Genomic DNA, 17,393 nt, shown 5'->3' on the forward strand with positions numbered 1-17,393 from the left:
TCGTGGCCACGACGGAGCCCGTCTCCCTCGGGCTGCCCACGACCCCGGCCCGGCCGCTCGCGGTGCGCCGCCCCTCGCGGCGCATCCAGGTCGGGCCGGTCCCCGTCGGCGGCGACGCCCCGGTGTCCGTGCAGTCGATGACCACGACGGTCACGGCGGACGTCGGCGCGACGCTGCAGCAGATCGCCGAGCTCACGGCCGCCGGCTGTCAGATCGTGCGCGTCGCCTGTCCGTCGCAGGACGACGCCGACGCGCTGCCGGTCATCGCGAAGAAGTCCCGGATCCCGGTGATCGCGGACATCCACTTCCAGCCGAAGTACGTCTTCGCGGCCATCGACGCCGGCTGCGCGGCGGTGCGTGTGAACCCGGGCAACATCCGGCAGTTCGACGACAAGGTCAGGGAGATCGCGCGCGCCGCCTCGGCGGCCGGCACCCCGATCCGTATCGGTGTGAACGCCGGCTCGCTGGACCGCCGCCTGCTGGAGAAGTACGGCAAGGCGACGCCCGAGGCGCTGGTGGAGTCGGCGCTGTGGGAGGCCTCGCTCTTCGAGGAGCACGGCTTCCGCGACATCAAGATCTCGGTCAAGCACAACGACCCGGTCGTGATGGTCAACGCCTACCGCCAGCTGGCCGCCCAGTGCGACTACCCGCTGCACCTGGGCGTCACCGAGGCGGGCCCGGCCTTCCAGGGCACCATCAAGTCCGCCGTCGCCTTCGGCGCGCTGCTCTCCGAGGGCATCGGCGACACCATCCGCGTCTCCCTGTCGGCCCCGCCGGCCGAGGAGATCAAGGTCGGCATCCAGATCCTGGAGTCCCTCAACCTCCGCCGGCGCCGCCTGGAGATCGTCTCGTGTCCCTCCTGCGGCCGGGCGCAGGTGGACGTCTACAAACTCGCGGACCAGGTGACCGCCGGCCTGGAGGGGATGGAGGTGCCGCTGCGCGTGGCCGTCATGGGCTGTGTCGTCAACGGCCCCGGTGAGGCGCGCGAGGCCGACCTGGGCGTCGCCTCCGGCAACGGCAAGGGCCAGATCTTCGTCAAGGGCGAGGTCATCAAGACCGTCCCCGAGTCGAAGATCGTCGAGACCCTCATCGACGAAGCGTTGAAGCTCGCCGAGCAGATGGAGAAGGACGGCGCCCTGTCGGGGAGCCCCGCCGTCACCGTCGTCTGACCGGCGGGGTCCGAACGAGCCTGGCGCACCAGGCCGACAGAAGAGGAGGGGGCCGGCGTGTCGTTGCTGGAGAACATCCGCGGTCCGCACGACGTGAAGGCACTGGACGGGGAGGACCTGACCGACCTCGCCGAGGAGATCCGCCACTTCCTGGTCCACGCCGTGGCCAGGACCGGCGGCCACCTCGGGCCGAACCTCGGCGTGGTGGAGCTGACCATCGCCCTGCACCGCGCCTTCGACTCACCCGCCGACCGCGTCCTGTGGGACACCGGCCACCAGAGCTACGTCCACAAGCTGCTGACCGGGCGCCAGGACTTCTCCAAGCTGCGCGGCAAGGGCGGCCTGTCGGGCTACCCCTCCCGCGAGGAGTCCGAGCACGACGTCATCGAGAACAGCCACGCCTCCACCGTCCTGGGCTGGGCCGACGGCCTCGCCAAGGCCAACCAGGTCCTCGGCCGCTGGAACCGCCATGTCGTCGCCGTCATCGGCGACGGCGCGCTCACCGGCGGCATGGCCTGGGAGGCCCTCAACAACATCGCCGCCGCCAAGGACCGGCAGCTGATCATCGTCGTCAACGACAACGCGCGCAGCTACGCGCCCACCATCGGCGGCCTCGCCGACCACCTGGCCACGCTGCGCACCACCGACGGCTACGAACGCGCCCTGTCGTGGGGCAAGGACGCGGTCCTGAGCGTCCCGGTCCTCGGCAGGCCGCTCTACGAGTCGCTGCACGGCGCGAAGAAGGGCTTCAAGGACACCTTCGCCCCCCAGGGCATGTTCGAGGACCTGGGCCTGAAGTACCTCGGCCCGATAGACGGGCACGACATCGCCGCCGTCGAGTCGGCGCTGCGCCGGGCCAAGCGCTTCCACGGCCCGGTCCTCGTGCATTGCCGCACCCAGAAGGGGCGCGGCTACCAGCCGGCGCTGGAGGACGAAGCGGACCGTTTCCACACGGTCGGCGTGATGAACCCGCTGACCTGCGAACCGCTGTCCCCCTCCCCGGGCACGTCGTGGACGTCCGTCTTCGGCGACGAGATGCTCAGGATCGGTGCCGAGCGGCCCGACGTCGTCGCCATCACGGCGGCGATGCTGCACCCGGTGGGGCTGACGAAGTTCGCCGAGGCCTACCCCGACCGGGTGTGGGACGTCGGCATCGCCGAGCAGCACGGCGCGGTGTCGGCCGCCGGGCTGGCCACCGGCGGCCTGCACCCCGTCTTCGCCGTCTACGCCACCTTCCTCAACCGCGCCTTCGACCAGGTGCTCATGGATGTCGCCCTGCACAGGTGCGGGGTGACGTTCGTGCTGGACCGGGCCGGCGTCACCGGCACCGACGGGCCCAGCCACAACGGCATGTGGGACATGTCGATCCTCCAGGTCGTCCCCGGCCTGCGCATCGCCGCCCCGCGCGACGCCGGCCAGCTGCGCGCCCAGCTGCGCGAGGCCGTGGCCGTCGAGGACGCCCCGACCGTCGTGCGCTTCCCGAAGGAGACCGTGGGCCGGGACATCCCGGCCGTCGGACGGGTCGGCGGCATGGACGTCCTGGCCCGGCCGGACGGCGCGGACGAGGGCGCGGACGACGGCGCCGACGTGCTGTTCGTCGCCGTCGGGGCCATGGCGGAGGTGGGGCTGGACGTCGCCGGGCTCCTGCGGGACCGCGGCACCACCTGCACGGTCGTCGACCCGCGCTGGGTCAAGCCGGTCGACGAGGCCCTGCCCGGCCTCGCCGCGCGCCACCGCCTGGTCGCCGTGGCCGAGGACAACAGCCGTACCGGCGGCGTCGGCTGGGCCGTGTCCCAGGCGCTGCGCGACGCGGGCGTCGACCTGCCCGTACGGACCTTCGGCATCCCCGAGCAGTTCCTGGCGCACGCCAAGCGGGCCGAGGTGCTCGCCGACCTCGGCCTGACCCCCGCCGAGATCGCCGGCCGGATCAGCGCGGCCCTGGCCCGCACCGAGGAGACGGCCGTCAAGGAGGAGAGCACCGCATGACCGCCGACGACCCCAAGGGCTTCGACCTGGCCCACCTGCTGGCCGAGCGCGGCGGCGAGCGGTACGACCTGCACGCCCGGCACCTCAACCACCAGCTGCCGCGCATGCTGCGCACCATCGGCTTCGACAAGGTCTACGAGCGCGCCGAGGGCGCCTATTTCTGGGACGCCGACGGGCAGGACTACCTCGACATGCTCGCCGGCTTCGGGGTGATGGGGGTGGGCCGGCACCACCCGGTCGTCCGCAAGGCGCTGCACGACGTCCTCGACGCCCAGCTGGCCGACCTCACCCGCTTCGACTGCCCCCCGCTGCCCGGCCTGCTCGCCGAGAAGCTGCTGGCCCACGCGCCGCACCTGGACCGGGTGTTCTTCGGCAACAGCGGCACCGAGGCGGTGGAGACGGCGCTGAAGTTCGCCCGGTACGCCACCGGCAGACCGAGGATCCTCTACTGCGAGCACGCCTTCCACGGCCTGACCGCGGGCTCCCTGTCGGTCAACGGCGAGGAGGGCTTCCGGGACGGCTTCGCGCCCCTGCTGCCGGACACCGCGATCCCGCTCGGCGACCTCGGGCGCCTGGAGCGGGAGCTGGAGCGCGGGGACGTGGCGGGCTTCGTGGTGGAGCCCGTCCAGGGCAAGGGCGTGCACGAGGCGCCGCCCGGATTCCTGCGCGCGGCACAGGACCTGCTGCACCGGCACAAGGCGCTGCTGATCGCGGACGAGGTGCAGACCGGCATCGGGCGGACCGGCGACTTCTTCGCCTACCGGCACGAGCGGGACGTGGAGCCGGACCTGGTGTGCGTGGCCAAGGCGCTGTCCGGCGGCTATGTCCCCGTCGGCGCCACGCTCGGCAAGGACTGGATCTTCAAGAAGGTCTACTCCTCCATGGACCGGGTGCTGGTCCACTCGGCCAGCTTCGGCTCCAACGCCCAGGCCATGGCGGCCGGGCTGGCGGTGCTCGCCGTCATGGAGGAGGAGCGTCTGGTGGAGAACGCCCGGACCACCGGCGACCTGCTGCGCTCGCGGCTGGCGGCGCTGGTCGACCGCTACGAGCTGCTGCACGAGGTACGCGGCCGGGGCCTGATGGTCGGCATCGAGTTCGGCAGGCCGAGGTCGCTGGCGCTGCGCAGCCGCTGGACGATGCTGCAGGCGGCCCGCAAGGGGCTGTTCGCGCAGATGGTCGTGGTGCCGCTGCTGCGCAGGCACCGCATCCTCACCCAGGTCTCGGGCGACCACCTCGAGGTCATCAAGCTGATCCCGCCGCTGATCATCGGCGAGCCCGAGGTGGACCGGTTCGTGAAGGCATTCACGGCCGTCATGGACGAGGCCCACAACGGCGGCGGCCTGATGTGGGACTTCGGCCGCACGCTGGTGAAGCAGGCGGTGGGGAGCCGCTGAGCCGGCCGGCCCCCACCCCCCGGCCTCAGTCGCCGAGCAGCCGCTCCCGCAGCCGGTCGCGGGTGTGGTGGGCCAGCCCGAGCCCCTCGGAGAGGTACCGCTCGGTGCCTCCCCACCGCTCGTCGATCGCCGCGAACGCCGCGGCCAGGTACATGCTCCGCGCCTCGAACAGCGGCGACAGCAGCTCCAGCACCTCCGGGGACGCCGAACCGTCCGTGCCGTCGCCGCGCCGCACCCGGTACCGCCGGTGCGGCGCGTTCGACTCCAGGTAGTCCGCCTCGACGGCCTCGCGCTCGACCCCGAGGGCCAGCAGCGTCACCGCGATCGACAGCCCCGCGCGGTCCTTGCCGGCGGCGCAGTGCATCAGGGCGGGGACGGACTCGTCGGCAAGGGTGTGCAGCACCCGGCTGTGCTCGGCGGTGCGGGTGGTGATCATCACGCGGTACGACGCGGCCATCCGGCCCGCCGCACGGCCCTCGCCCAGCACGGACCGCAGTATGTCCAGGTCGCCGTCGCGGACCATCCGCCAGAACTCGCTGCCGTCCGCGGGGTCGGACAGCGGGATGTTGAGGTTGCGCACGCCGGGGAGCGTCACGTCCGGGCCCTCGAGCGCGATGTCCGCGGCGTTGCGGAAGTCGAAGACGGTGTGCAGGCCCAGCGAGGCGAGGAAGGCGGTGTCGGCCTCGGTGGCGTGGGCCAGGTGACCGCTGCGGAAGAGGACGCCGGGCCGTACGCTCCGCCCGCCGGCGGCCGGCAGGCCGCCCAGGTCACGGAAGTTGCGCACTCCCGCCAGCTCGGGCTCGGTGGACGGGACGTGTGGCGTCTGCGTCACGGGCGCTCCTCGGAATCATGGTGGCGACGGGCCGTCGGGGGTGACGCCAAATCGTATTCCGGGAGCGGTGATTTTTCCGGGGTGGGATACATCACGGCACGTCAACCCCTGGTTACGGTGGCGTAGGTCACTCCTGAAGGTGAAAGATGCACTGACGTGGCAGACGATTCGAATTCCTTCAGCAAGCGCGCCATCGGCGCGATCGGGTCGTACGCAGCCGTCGGGGACAGCTTCACCGAGGGCGTCGGGGATCCAGGACCCGACGGCGCCTTCGTCGGCTGGGCCGACCGACTGGCCGTACTCCTCTCCGATCAGCAGCCCGAGCACTCGTTCACGTACGCCAACCTCGCCGTCCGCGGCCGGCTTCTGGACCAGATCGTCGAGGAGCAGGTCCCCAGGGCCCAGGAGCTCGGGCCGGACCTCGTCACCTTCTGCGCCGGCGGCAACGACATCCTGCGGCCGGGCAGCGACCCCGACGACGTGGCCGAGCGTTACGAGGCCGCCGTCGTCCGGCTCACCGGCTCGGTCGGAACGGTCCTGCTGTGCACCGGCTTCGACACCCGGGGCGTTCCGGTCCTGCGTCACCTGCGGGGCAAGATCGCGACGTACACCGCCCATGTGCGGGCCATCGCCGACCGCCACGACTGCCCGGTCCTCGACCTGTGGTCGCTGCGCTCGGTGCAGGACCGGCGGGCCTGGAGCGACGACCGCCTGCACCTGTCGGCGGACGGGCACACCCGCGTCGCCCTGCGCGCCGCCCAGGTCCTCGGCCTGGAGGTGCCGGCCGACCCCGACCAGGAGTGGCCGACGGAGGAGCAGCGTTCGGCCGCCGAGGTGCGCCGGGACAACGTCCACTGGGCGCGCGAGTACCTCGTGCCGTGGATCGGGCGCCGGCTGCGCGGCGAGTCCTCGGGCGACAACGTCGAGCCCAAGCGCCCGGACCTGCTGCCGCTGTGACGCCCGGGGCCCGCGAGGGCCCCGGAAGGCCTTTCAGTGGGCGAGCCGCCGGTGCGGCACGTCGGCCCAGACGACGCGGCCTCTGCCGTCGTCGTCGGGCCGTACGCCCCAGGCCTGGGACAACGCCCCGACCAGCAGCAGGCCCCGTCCGCTCTCCTCGTCCGCCCCGCTGCACCGGGCGACGGGCTGGGTCGGGGCGTGCCCCCGGTCGGCGACCTCTATGCGCAGCGCCGCTCCGCCGACCCGCAGCTGACAGCTGACCTTGTCGCTGTCGGTGTGCCGCACCGCGTTGGTGACCAGTTCGGACACCACCAACTGGGCGTCGTCGCAGGCGACTTCGTCGATTCCCCATTCCCGCAGCCGCGCGAGCACTCGTTGTCGCGCCTCCGCCACCGAGGTGTTGAGGGCCGGGAAGTGAAAAGCGTCCTGCAGCCGGGCCGCGAAAAAGCCGCCGCGGAACGCGAGCGAGGGTGCGTCGTGGGAGGGGAGCACTCCGCAACTATGTGCGATGTCGATCGTCTGTGGCAAGGTTCAATCTGCAAATTGCAGAATCGTAAGGACAGTCTGTCGGGTCGACAGACCGCGTGGCACACTGCAGGCATATGACGGCAGTTGGAGGGGGTGGACAGTGGCGGACTCGCGGCCGGCGGGTGCTCCGACCGTCCTGAGGGTCGTGCTCGGCAAGCGCCTGCACGACCTGAGGGAGAAGGCGGGGCTCTCCTACGAGGAGGCGGGCCGTGCCCTCGACGTCACCCACGCCACCGTCCGCAGGATGGAGAAGGCCGAGGTCGGGCTGAAGATCCCCTACGTGGAGAAGCTCCTCCGCGTCTACGGGGTCCTCGACGCGGAGGAGGTGGAGGGCTTCCTCGCCCTCACCCGGGAGGCCAACCGCCCCGGCTGGTGGCACCGCTTCCGCGACGTACTGCCCGAGTGGTTCAGCGCGTTCGTCAGCCTGGAGGGTGAGGCCAATCTCATCCGCGCCTACGAACCCCACTACATCCCCGGACTGCTGCAGACCGAGGACTACGCCCGCGCGGTCCTCCGCGCCGGGATGCCGCACGCCCGCGAGGCCGACGTCGAGCGCGCCGTCACCGTCCGCCGGGAACGCCAGGGCCTGCTCACGCGGGAGAAGGCGCCCCTGCTGTGGGTGGTGATGGACGAGACCGTGCTGCGCCGGCCCATCGGCGGGCCGGACGTCATGCGCGCCCAGCTCGACCGGCTCGTCGAGGCCACCGACATGCCGAACGTACGGCTGCAGTTCATGCCGTTCGCCGCCGGGCCGCACCCGGCGATGTACGGCCCCTTCCATATCTTCCGGTTCCCCATCCAGGAACTGCCGGACATCGCGTACGCGGAGAACCTCGTCGGAGCCTCGTACTTCGACCAGCGCGACGACGTCTCGTCCTTCCTGGAAGCGCTGGACCGGATGTGCGCGCAGGCCGCGCCGGCACACACCACCAAGGCAATCCTGGGTGGCATTCGTAAGGAGATCTGAACCATGGATCTGGACAGCGTCTACAACGGCATGCCCGCGACCGACCTCGGCACCGAGGGCTGGAGCAAGCCGTGGAGCGGCGGCAACGGCGGCAGCTGCGTCGAGGTCATGCGGCTGCGCGACGGCCGGGTGGCCCTGAGACAGTCCACCGACCCCGGGGGCCCCGCGTTGATCTACACGCGTCACGAGATGGAGACCTTCATCCGGGGCGCGAAGGCCGGCGAGGCGGACTTCCTGCTGGCGGGCCCGCGCGCGAGCGCGGACTAGCGCCCCGTCCGGCCGCGGGACCAGGCGGCCCGGCGACCTCCGCATGCGTGGACATCCGCATGCGCCGACATCTGCATGCGCACCGAAGGGAACACGGCGTGATCGAGCAGGGCATGCCCGGCATAGGCGCGGGCGAGCAGGGCTTCCCGGCCGAGGAGATCGACACCAGCAGGCCGCACCCGGCCCGCATGTACGACTACTACCTCGACGGCTGGGACAACTACGAGGTCGACCGGGCGGCCGCCGAGCGCGTCATCGCGGCCCACCCGCAGGTGCGCCTGTCCGCCCGCGCCAACCGCGCCTTCATGCGCCGGGCCGTGCAGGAGGCGGTGCGCGGCGGCATCCGCCAGATCATCGACATCGGCACCGGCATCCCCACCTCGCCCAACACCCACGAGGTGGCCCGGGAGACCGACCCCGGGGTGCGCGTCGCCTACATCGACAACGACCCCATCGTCGCCACCCACGCCGGGGCGAAGCTGACCGACGCCGGCGGCGCGGGGTTCGCGCTCGCGGACGTACGGCGGCCCGAGACGATCCTGAACGACCCGGTCGTCCGCGGGCTCATCGACTTCGACGAGCCCGTGGCCCTGCTGCTCGTCGCCGTCCTGCACTTCGTCAAGGACGAGGAGGACCCGGCAGGCATCGTCGCCACCCTGGGCGACGCCCTCCCCTCCGGCAGCATGCTCGTCCTCTCCCACGCCACCGAGGAGCCCTACGAGGGATACGCGGCCGGCCGTACGGACACCGTCGCCCGGGACGGGGTGCTGGACGTCTACAAGAACGCCACCGCCGCCCTCAACCTGCGCGGCCGGGCCGCCATCGAGCCGCTCTTCGGCGACTTCCGGCTCCTCGAACCCGGCCTGGTCCGGGTGCCGCTGTGGCGGCCGGACGGACCGGTGCCCGGCCCCGAGGAGCTCAGCAACACCATCTTCTACGGAGGCGTGGGCCGCAAGGGCTGACCACCGCCATCCTCTGGAAACTCGCAGGTCAGGGACGGTGTCAGCGGTCCGTCCTAGGGTGGTCGCATGGACGGTGAGCTCTTCCCCCGGCCCCCGGCGGAGATCGCGCCCGGCGCGGTGCACCTCCCCGGATGGCTGGACCAGGACGCCCAGCTCCGCCTCCTCGCCGCCTGCCGCGAGTGGGCCAGACCGCCCGCCGGCCTGCGCACCGTGCGCATGCCGAGCGGCGGGCTGATGTCGGTGCGCACGGTCTGCCTGGGCTGGCACTGGTTCCCCTACGGCTACGCCCGCACCGTCGTCGACGGCGACGGCGCGCCCGTCAAACCCTTCCCGCCCTGGCTGGACGCTCTCGCCCGGGACGCGGTGACCCGGGCGTACGGGCGGCCGGCCGGCCCGGAGGCGTACGACATCGCGCTCGTCAACTTCTACGACCACGCCGCGAAGATGGGCATGCACCGCGACGGCGACGAGAGGTCCGACGCCCCCGTCGTCTCGCTCAGCCTCGGCGACGCCTGCGTCTTCCGCCTGGGCAACACCGACGGACGCACCCGCCCCTGGACGGACGTCGAGCTGCGCAGCGGAGACCTCCTCGTCTTCGGCGGCCCGGCGCGCCGCGCCTATCACGGTGTGCCGCGCGTCCTTCCCGGGACCGCGCCGCCCGCCCTGGGGCTGACGGGGCGGCTGAACATCACGCTGCGGGTGAGCGGGCTGTGACGCCGGCCGCGTCGGGAAACGACGGCTGTCGGGAAAAGGCGGCCGCCGGGAAACGACGGCCGCCGGGAAATTCGGATGCGGCCGTGCGGGGAAGCGTGCAGAGTTGGCCCCCGGCCGTGCGTACGACGCCGTCCGGGCCCCGATCGACGGGGGTGGGCCCGGCCGGCCGTACGCGTCGCGCCCACGGGTGACGGGTCGCGGGCCGCCTGGCGCAGGGCCCGCCCCGCGGTGATCCTTCCCGGACGGATAATGGGGTGACCTGCCCACTTCACCCTGGAGGCGCCGTGACCGGCTCCCGTCCGACCCGCTCACCACTCGACTCGCTGCGGCCGGACGCCTTCGGCGCGGACCCGGCAGGGGAGCGGATGGCGCGCATCAGGCGGTCGCCGAACTTCGCGGGCGGCGTGTTCGTCAACCCGGAGGGCACCCGGCGGACCCCGTCCGGCTCCATGCTGAAGTTCCTGCCCACGTACTTCCGCAAGGAGGAGCGCCTGCGCAGGGCCCCGGCCCACGCCGTGCCCGTCCACCCCACCACCGTCGCCGACCTGGCCGTGCCGGCGGCCTCGGGGCTGCGCCTGACCTGGATGGGCCACTCCAGCGTGCTGGCCGAGATCGACGGCGCGCGCGTGCTCTTCGACCCGGTGTGGTCCGAGCGCTGCTCGCCGTTCGCCCATCTGGGCCCCCGGCGGCTGCACCCGGTGCCCGTACCGCTGGCCGAGACCGGCCCGCTGGACGCCGTGGTCATCTCCCACGACCACTACGACCACCTCGACATGCCGACCGTCCGGGCGCTGGCCCGGACCGGCACGGCGTTCGTCGTCCCGCTGGGCGTCGGCGCCCACCTCGAGCACTGGGGCGTCCCCGCGGACCGCGTCACCGAGCTCGACTGGCACGAGTCGACCGAGGTGGCCGGCCTCACCCTCACCGCCACCCCCGCCCGGCACTTCTGCGGCCGGGCGCTGCGCAACACCCAGCACACCCTGTGGGCCTCCTGGGTGGTCGCCGGCCCCGAGCACCGCGTCTTCCACAGCGGTGACACCGGCTACTTCCCCGGGTTCGCCGACATCGGCGCGCAGTACGGGCCGTTCGACGCCACGATGGTGCAGATCGGCGCCTACAGCGAATTCTGGCCGGACATCCACATGACCCCGGAGGAGGGCATGCGGGCGCACACCGACCTGCAGGGCGGCGACGCCGCGCCGGGCGTCATGCTGCCGATCCACTGGGGCACCTTCAACCTCGCCCCGCACCCCTGGGAGGAGCCGGCCGAGGGAACGCTCGCCGCCGGCCGCCGCGCGGGCGCCCGGGTCGTCGCACCCCGGCCCGGCCAGCCGTTCGAGCCGGCCGTGGGGCTGCCGCTGGAGCCGTGGTGGCGGGCGGTCGCGGCGCCGGCGGCGGGCGACGGCGAGCGTCCGGCCGAGGAGCCGGAGACGGCCGAGGTGCTCCTCCAGGCGTAGCGCGGTCGTCCCGCGCGGCGTTGGCGCGTTTACCCAGGGGGTGGGATGACCCCTTGTCAGATAAGCGGACGTGTCGCTTCAATGCCGAGGTCGGTTAGGAAAGTTTCCTAACATTCAGCCGACCCATCGGGTCGGCCGACCATCGGGAACGAACGGAGCCTCGCATGTCCGCACGCCCCTCGAAGAAGCCGATGCGCGCCGCCCTCCTGGGCCTGGCCGTAGCCCTCCCCGCCTCCCTCGCCCTGGCGGGGACCGGCCAGGCGACACCCGCACCCTCCGCGCCGGCGGCGGCGCCGACGGTGGCGATACGGCACGCGGACGCGGCGGCGCCGGGCCTGGACGAGCCGCACAAGAAGGACATCGCCATGCGGCTGGTGTCGAGCGCGGAGAACTCCTCGCTCGACTGGCGGGCCCAGTTCACCTACATCGAGGACATCAAGGACGGCCGCGGCTACACCGCCGGCATCATCGGCTTCTGCTCGGGCACCGGCGACATGCTCGAGCTCGTCGAGCACTACACCCAGCGCAAGCCCGGCAACCCGCTGGCACCCTTCCTGCCCGCCCTGCGCAAGGTCAACGGCACCGCCTCGCACGCCGGCCTCGGCAAGCCCTTCGAGGACGCCTGGCACAAGGCCGCCCAGGACAAGGCCTTCCAGGACGCCCAGGAGTCCGAGCGCGACCGGGTCTACTTCGACCCGGCCGTCAAGCAGGCGAAGGACGACGGGCTGCGCGCGCTCGGCCAGTTCGCCTACTACGACGCGACCGTCATGCACGGTCCCGGCAGCGGCAGGAACAGCTTCGGCGGCATCCGCAAGGCCGCCCTGGCCAAGGCCAAGCCCCCGGCCCAGGGCGGCGACGAGAAGACCTACCTGAACGCCTTCCTCGACGCCCGCAAGAAGGCCATGCGGGGCGAGGAGGCGCACAACGACACGAGCCGCGTCGACACCGCGCAGCGCGTCTTCCTCGACAGCGGCAACCTCGACCTCGTGCCGCCGCTGAAGTGGAAGGTCTACGGCGACTCCTACCAGATCAACGAGTAGGCGCCGCGGGAGTGTGCGCTCCCGGGGGAGCGCACACTCAGTGGCCCAGCTGATCCAGCAGGTGCTCCATGTCGCAGCAGGAGTCCCGCCGCAGCTGCCGCCCGACCTCCAGCCAGTCGCCGGGCCGGCCGCCCACGCGCGGCGCCGCGGCGGCGGCCCGCTCGTACGCGCCGACGAGCTCGCGCTGCTCGTACGCGACCCCGCCGCGCAGCACCGCCGTAGTCCGTACGAGCGAGTCGAAGTCGCTGAACGGGTCGCCGTCGATCACGGTGGCGTCGGCGAGCTTGCCCGCCTCCAGTGTGCCCAGGTCCCGCTCCGCGCCGTACGCCCGTGCCGCCAGCACCGTCGCGGTGCTCAGGGCCTGGGCCGGCGACAGCCCCCCGTACCGGTGCAGGGCCCGCAGGCCCATGTGCAGGGAGAGGCCGACCGGCACCAGCGGGGCGTCCGTGCCGAGGGCGACGAGCCCGCCGCCGGACAGCACGCGGCGATAGACGTCGACCTCGCGGCGCAGCGTGGCCAGCTGCTCCTCCGTGGGCGCCTTGGCGGCCGTCTGCTGGACGACCGCCACATCCCACGGCGGCATCAGCTCGGTGACCCGGGGGTCCTTCGCCAGCGCGGGGTCCGCGCCCAGCAGGGGAGTGGAGGTGAAGAGCGTGGCCACGAGGCGGAAGTCGGTGGCGGTGTAGATCTCCGCCAGGTCCTGGTAGGCACGCCCGGTGGCCGTCGTGGCGTGGCCGAACTCCAGCCGCTGGGTGGCCTGCAGATGGGTCGTCAGGTCCTGGCCCAGCTGGACGCCGGGGGAGCACAGATGGCTGCCGGCCCGTACCCCCAGCCGCTCGTGCGCGAAGCGGGCGGCCTCCTCCATCACCCAGCCGGGCGCGCGGACGTAGGTCTTCACGAAGTCCCAGTCCAGGGCGGCGGCCCGGGTCAGCGACCGGCGCAGCCCCTCGCGGGTGCGGTGGGCGCGGCCCATGCTGTACGCGACGCGCCCGCCGTCCAGCAGCTCGCCGGAGGTCAGCAGCCGCGGCCCGGCCATGGCGCCGGCGTTCACGGCCTCGCGGAGGCGGGCCTGTTCGTAGGCGAAGCCGCCGAGGGAGACGGTGGTGGTGATCCCGTAGGCCAGGAACGACGCCGGCTGCCGGCCGCCGTAGGTGCTCAGCCAGGGGTGGATGTGGGCGTCCCACAGCCCGGGGATCACGGTCCGCCGCGAGGCGTCGACCGTCGTCTTCGCGGCGCGCCGGGCCCGGTGCGGTTCCACGGCGGCGATCCGGCCGCCGCGCACCACGAGGTCGACGTCCTCGCGCACCGTCGTGCCCGTGCCGTCCCAGAGCCGGCCCGCGTGCACGACGATGTCGGCCGGGGCGGGGCGCCGGTAGTCGAGCGCTACGGGGACCGTGCGCGTGGAGCCGTCGGCGGTCTCCAGCAGCCGCAGGCGGCCGGCGGAGAGGTAGAGGATCCGGCGCCCGTCGGCCGACCAGGAGGGGTGGTCGGCGGCCTCGTCCGTCAGCCGGCGCGGCTCGCCGTCGGGCGTTCCGTCGGCCCGTACGGGCAGCAGCCACAGCGCGGACTCGCTGATCACCGCCATGGAGCGGCCGTCGGGGGACCATACGGGCCCGGAGTCGTAGCGGTCGGAGACCGAGGCGTGCGGGGCGATCGCGTGCAGCCGGGCGGCCCCGGTGGCCACGTCGACGACGCGGATCAGGTTGTAGCCCTCCCGGAACCGCTGGTTCAGCCGATTGCGGTCGCACAGGGCGAGGAACCGGCCGTCCGGCGACCAGCTCGGTCTGCCCGGCAGGCCGCCCGCGCCGAGCGGCGCCGCCAGCACCTTGTCGGCACCGGCCGCCAGATCGCGCACGACGAGGTTCCCGGACAGGTCCAGGCACGCGAGGCGGCCCCCGTCCGGCGACAGCACGGGGAACACCCGCCCGCCGTCGGCCAGCACCTCCTCCTCGCCCGAGGCGAGGTCGTGGCGGCGCACGGCGAGCAGCCCGTCACGGTCGTCGGCGTAGACCAGGGCCCGCCCGTCCGGGGACCAGGACGGCGCCAGTACGTACCGGCCCGGGGCCGACCTCACCACCCGGCGGGGCGCCCGGCCGCCGGCCACGTCCGCGATCCACAGCGCGTCGAGCGCGGCGAACGCCACCCGCCGGGCATCGGGAGACAGGGCCGGCAGATGCAGCGCGCGCACCGGCCGTACGCCCTCGCCCCCGAAGTCGAACCGCTTGACCTCGTAGCGGGGCCGGTCGAAGGGCAGCTTCGCGGTGAAGGGGACGGTGACGGCCGGCGGTGTGGGCGCGGGCGCCGCCGAGGGGTGCGGAAGCGAGTCGGCGGGCGTGCGCGGCCCCGCCCGCTCCCCCTCGCCAGCCCCCGGCCGGACGATCAGGAACTGCCCGCTCACGGTCAGCAACAGCTCGTCGTGCGAGACCCACCGCGGCGGTACGGGCGCCACGTCCCCCTCGACGGGCACGGCGGCCCCGTCCACGACGAGCGTGCAGGAGGCGGCGGGCGCGGCCGTGACGCGCAGGTAGGCCAGCCGCCCGCCCGGCGAGACGGCCGGAGTCATCACCTGCGCGGCGGCGGTCTCGGTGTGCTCGGCCCGCACCGGCCCGCGCCCGTCGGCCGCCACGGACATGATCGTGCGCGCCTGCAGCGCGCCCTCCACGACCCGCCCCCGCACGAACAGCAGCCGCCTGCCGTCCGGGGACCACACCGGGTCGAAGTCCTCCCACGCCCCGTCCTGCCCGGGCCCCTCCTGACCGGCCACCCCCGTCACCCGCTCGAGTGATCCCGTACGCATGTCCATCACCCACACGCGGTAGGGACTGCCCGCCACCGGGTCGCCTCCGCGCTCGGACGCGAAGGCGATCTTCCGCCCGTCCGGCGACCACGACGGCCCCCGGTCGTCCCAGGGGCCGTCGGTCAGCTGCCGCAGCCCCGAGCCGTCCGTGTTCAGCACCCAGATATGGAAGCCGCCGCCCCGGTAGGCGCAGACCGCGAGCCGCCTGCCGTCGGGGGAGTGGACGGGTCGCGTCGGCTCCAGGTCGGCCGGCGTGATCGCGACCGCCTCGCCGCCCTTGCGCGGAACGGACCACAGCACGTTCTGCACCTCGGCGACCAGCCGGTCACCGGCGGGCGAGAGCGTCCCGGCACCGTTGGTGGCCCCACTGAACGACAACACCCCCCGCCGCCCCGCCCCCGCCCCCGGGGCCGCCACCGCCTCGCCGGCCATGGGCAGCGCGACACCCACCCCCACGACCGCGGCGGTCCCGGCCGCCGTCTGCAGGAACCCGCGCCGGGAGACGCTCCGGGGTGTGCCGGGGGGTGCGCCGGTGGCCGCGTCGGGGGGTGCGCCACGGGAGTTGCTCGTGTCCAACTGTCCTCCTGAGCCAGGGGAGTTGCGAGAGGCGGCAGCTACATCCGAGGCCCGATGGTCGCACGCCGCGCAGGTGCCGGGTCAACACCGCACCCGCCCGGAGGAGCGCGGACGATCTTGGGAGGAAAAGGGATGGAGGCGGCGCCGGGCGCCGCCTGCGCCGGGGCCGCCGAAAGGCGTGCGCGACCACCGCGCGAAGTACGGTATTGTTCTCATGCGCGGTCGACGAGGGCACAAAAGCCCAGGTCGGACAAGCACCGGGACGTGGCGCAGTTTGGTAGCGCACTTGACTGGGGGTCAAGGGGTCGTGGGTTCAAATCCCGCCGTCCCGACACGTGAAAACGCCCTCTGATCTGGGAGAAATCCCAGGTCAGAGGGCGTTTGTCGTTCTTCGGGCCCGCTGTTGACCGCTACGCGGTGTTGGTGGACCGTCGAATTCATGGAGCCAACACGCCTCCGGCGGAAACCGCGCCCTCCGTGCGCCGCGGTCAGGCGTCCCAGGTGACCGGGAGGCTCCTGACCCCGTAGATGTCCGCGGTCTCCGGGCGCAGGCCGACTTCTTCGGCCGGTACGGCCAGGCGCAGGGTGGGGAAGCGGTCGAACAGTGCGCGGAATGCGATCCGCATCTCGATGCGGGCCAGTTGCTGGCCCAGGCACTGGTGGATGCCGTGGCCGAAGGCCAGGTGTCCGCCGTCCTGCCTGCGGAGGTCGAGCGTGTGGGGGTCGGTGAAGCGCTCGGGGTCGCGGTTGGCGGTGTTGTACGACAGGATGACCGTCGTGCCTGCCTTGATGGTCTGACCGCCCAGCTCGACGTCCTCCAGTGCCGTCCTCCAGAACTGCTTGGCGACGCTCAGGTACCGCAGCAGTTCCTCCACGGCCCCATCGGCGAGTGCCGGGTCGGCGCGCAGTTCGGCGAGCTGTGCCGGGTTCCGCAGCAGCGCGAAGGTGCCCAGGGACAGCATGTTCGCGGTGGTGTCGAAGCCGGCCGCGAGCAGAATCAGGCTGATTCCCTTCAGTTCCTCGTCGGTCAGGTCGCTGTCGGTGAGTTCGCTGAGGATGTCGTCGGTGGGGTTCGCGCGCTTTGCGGCCACCAGCTCCGCGAGGTAGTTCTGGGTCGCCGTGTAGGCCGCTATCAGTTCCTCGTCGCTCGTCTCCCCGCCCATGAACGTGTCGATCTGCTCCTGGAAGGAGCCCCGGTCCTCGTACGGCACCCCCAGCAGCTCGCAGATCACGATGGTGGGGATCGGCTTGGCGAACGCGGTCACCAGATCCGCCGACGGCCCGGCCTTCTCCATGGCGTCCAGGCAGTCGGTGGTGATCTGCTCGATGCGCTCGGTGAGCAGGCGCATCCGCCGCACGGTGAACCTGCCCATCAGCGGTTTCCGGTAGCGCCGGTGCTGCGGGTCGTCCATGAGGACGAACTCGCCGGGCGGCGCGGGGGGAATCTCGAAGTCGCCCATGTTCATGAGCTCCTTGCGCGAGCTGAATCGCGGGTCGGCCAGGACCGAGCGGACCAGGTCGTAGCCGGTGACGAGCCAGCCGGGTGCTCCGCCGGGGTGGGTGCAGCGGCTGATGGGGCCGTGCCGGCGGGCGTCGGTCAGCTCTGCCGGCGGGTCGAAGGGGCAGCCGGGCCGACGTGCCGTCGGCAGCGTCGTGACGGTGTGGACGGATTCACCCATGACCATTCCTCGTCTCGCGATACTGCGTGTTTGATGCTTCTCGAAAGCTACGTTGCGTTCAGAATGTC

General features: G+C 72.7%; 14 protein-coding genes and 1 tRNA gene. 11 read left to right on the forward strand and 4 right to left on the reverse strand.

Annotation, left to right across the window (positions count from 1 at the left end; all coding sequences use genetic code 11):
- Positions 1-2: 2 nt before the first annotated feature.
- From ispG to AB4K12_RS12325, 3 genes are read left to right on the forward strand one after another with little or no spacing between them, the layout of a single operon-like run.
- Positions 3-1,169, forward strand: a complete 1,167-nt coding sequence (gene ispG / locus AB4K12_RS12315) for a flavodoxin-dependent (E)-4-hydroxy-3-methylbut-2-enyl-diphosphate synthase (RefSeq protein ID WP_368434232.1) — start codon at positions 3-5, stop codon at positions 1,167-1,169.
- A 57-nt stretch (positions 1,170-1,226) separates the two neighbouring features.
- Entirely contained in the window at positions 1,227-3,155 is a 1,929-nt protein-coding gene (dxs, locus tag AB4K12_RS12320; RefSeq protein WP_368434233.1) for a 1-deoxy-D-xylulose-5-phosphate synthase, read from the forward strand.
- On the forward strand, positions 3,152-4,549 hold the full coding sequence (locus AB4K12_RS12325) for an aspartate aminotransferase family protein (protein ID WP_368434234.1): 1,398 nt from the start codon (positions 3,152-3,154) through the stop codon (positions 4,547-4,549). Before dxs ends, AB4K12_RS12325 begins: the two co-directional genes overlap by 4 nt.
- 25 nt (positions 4,550-4,574) lie before the next feature.
- Here the strand turns inward: AB4K12_RS12325 and AB4K12_RS12330 are convergent, their stop codons facing one another.
- Positions 4,575-5,381, reverse strand: a complete 807-nt coding sequence (locus AB4K12_RS12330) for a tyrosine-protein phosphatase (protein WP_368434235.1) — start codon at positions 5,379-5,381, stop codon at positions 4,575-4,577.
- Positions 5,382-5,537: 156 nt separating this feature from the next.
- On the opposite strand from AB4K12_RS12330, the gene AB4K12_RS12335 reads away from it, so the two are divergent.
- Positions 5,538-6,338 (forward strand): SGNH/GDSL hydrolase family protein, encoded by an 801-nt coding sequence (locus AB4K12_RS12335; RefSeq protein WP_207248411.1) that lies wholly within the window; start codon positions 5,538-5,540, stop codon positions 6,336-6,338.
- A 33-nt stretch (positions 6,339-6,371) separates the two neighbouring features.
- Here AB4K12_RS12335 and AB4K12_RS12340 read toward each other — a convergent pair whose 3' ends face one another.
- Entirely contained in the window at positions 6,372-6,866 is a 495-nt protein-coding gene (locus tag AB4K12_RS12340; protein WP_368434236.1) for an ATP-binding protein, read from the reverse strand.
- 100 nt (positions 6,867-6,966) lie between these two features.
- On the opposite strand from AB4K12_RS12340, the gene AB4K12_RS12345 reads away from it, so the two are divergent.
- The 6 genes from AB4K12_RS12345 (at position 6,967) to AB4K12_RS12370 (ending at position 12,273) form a co-directional block, all read left to right on the forward strand.
- Positions 6,967-7,833, forward strand: coding sequence for a helix-turn-helix domain-containing protein (locus AB4K12_RS12345; RefSeq protein ID WP_368434237.1), 867 nt, complete (start codon positions 6,967-6,969; stop codon positions 7,831-7,833).
- A gap of 3 nt (positions 7,834-7,836) precedes the next feature.
- Positions 7,837-8,100 carry a DUF397 domain-containing protein gene (locus tag AB4K12_RS12350; RefSeq protein WP_362252451.1) on the forward strand — a complete coding sequence of 88 codons (264 nt, stop codon included), beginning with the start codon at positions 7,837-7,839 and terminating at the stop codon, positions 8,098-8,100.
- Positions 8,101-8,213: 113 nt separating this feature from the next.
- Entirely contained in the window at positions 8,214-9,062 is an 849-nt protein-coding gene (locus AB4K12_RS12355; protein WP_368434455.1) for an SAM-dependent methyltransferase, read from the forward strand.
- A gap of 66 nt (positions 9,063-9,128) precedes the next feature.
- Positions 9,129-9,776 (forward strand): alpha-ketoglutarate-dependent dioxygenase AlkB, encoded by a 648-nt coding sequence (locus tag AB4K12_RS12360; RefSeq protein WP_368434238.1) that lies wholly within the window; start codon positions 9,129-9,131, stop codon positions 9,774-9,776.
- Positions 9,777-10,060: 284 nt separating this feature from the next.
- A complete protein-coding gene (locus AB4K12_RS12365; protein ID WP_368434239.1) occupies positions 10,061-11,233 on the forward strand; it encodes an MBL fold metallo-hydrolase in 1,173 nt (390 codons plus the stop codon).
- A gap of 164 nt (positions 11,234-11,397) precedes the next feature.
- Positions 11,398-12,273 carry a chitosanase gene (locus tag AB4K12_RS12370; RefSeq protein ID WP_368434240.1) on the forward strand — a complete coding sequence of 292 codons (876 nt, stop codon included), beginning with the start codon at positions 11,398-11,400 and terminating at the stop codon, positions 12,271-12,273.
- A gap of 37 nt (positions 12,274-12,310) precedes the next feature.
- Here AB4K12_RS12370 and AB4K12_RS12375 read toward each other — a convergent pair whose 3' ends face one another.
- The gene (locus tag AB4K12_RS12375; RefSeq protein WP_368434241.1) at positions 12,311-15,646 is read right to left on the reverse strand and encodes an amidohydrolase family protein; all 3,336 of its coding nucleotides are present in this window, start codon (positions 15,644-15,646) and stop codon (positions 12,311-12,313) included.
- A gap of 258 nt (positions 15,647-15,904) precedes the next feature.
- On the opposite strand from AB4K12_RS12375, the gene AB4K12_RS12380 reads away from it, so the two are divergent.
- Positions 15,905-15,978: transfer RNA gene (locus AB4K12_RS12380), tRNA-Pro, on the forward strand.
- A 156-nt stretch (positions 15,979-16,134) separates the two neighbouring features.
- Here the strand turns inward: AB4K12_RS12380 and AB4K12_RS12385 are convergent.
- A complete protein-coding gene (locus tag AB4K12_RS12385; RefSeq protein ID WP_368434242.1) occupies positions 16,135-17,325 on the reverse strand; it encodes a cytochrome P450 in 1,191 nt (396 codons plus the stop codon).
- Between the last annotated feature and the right edge of the window lie 68 nt (positions 17,326-17,393).

It is taken from the genome of Streptomyces sp. C36 (assembly GCF_040932295.1).
GTDB classification, from domain to species: Bacteria; Actinomycetota; Actinomycetes; order Streptomycetales; family Streptomycetaceae; genus Streptomyces; species Streptomyces triculaminicus.

Excerpts from the sequence above, each read along its gene's own strand:
- AB4K12_RS12325 (WP_368434234.1), top strand. The coding sequence starts at position 3,152 with ATGACCGCCGACGACCCCAAGGGCTTCGACCTGGCCCACCTGCTGGCC.
- AB4K12_RS12350 (WP_362252451.1), top strand. The coding sequence starts at position 7,837 with ATGGATCTGGACAGCGTCTACAACGGCATGCCCGCGACCGACCTCGGC.
- AB4K12_RS12355 (WP_368434455.1), top strand. The coding sequence starts at position 8,214 with ATGCCCGGCATAGGCGCGGGCGAGCAGGGCTTCCCGGCCGAGGAGATC.
- AB4K12_RS12360 (WP_368434238.1), top strand. The coding sequence starts at position 9,129 with ATGGACGGTGAGCTCTTCCCCCGGCCCCCGGCGGAGATCGCGCCCGGC.
- AB4K12_RS12370 (WP_368434240.1), top strand. The coding sequence starts at position 11,398 with ATGTCCGCACGCCCCTCGAAGAAGCCGATGCGCGCCGCCCTCCTGGGC.
- AB4K12_RS12385 (WP_368434242.1), bottom strand. The coding sequence starts at position 17,325 with ATGGGTGAATCCGTCCACACCGTCACGACGCTGCCGACGGCACGTCGG.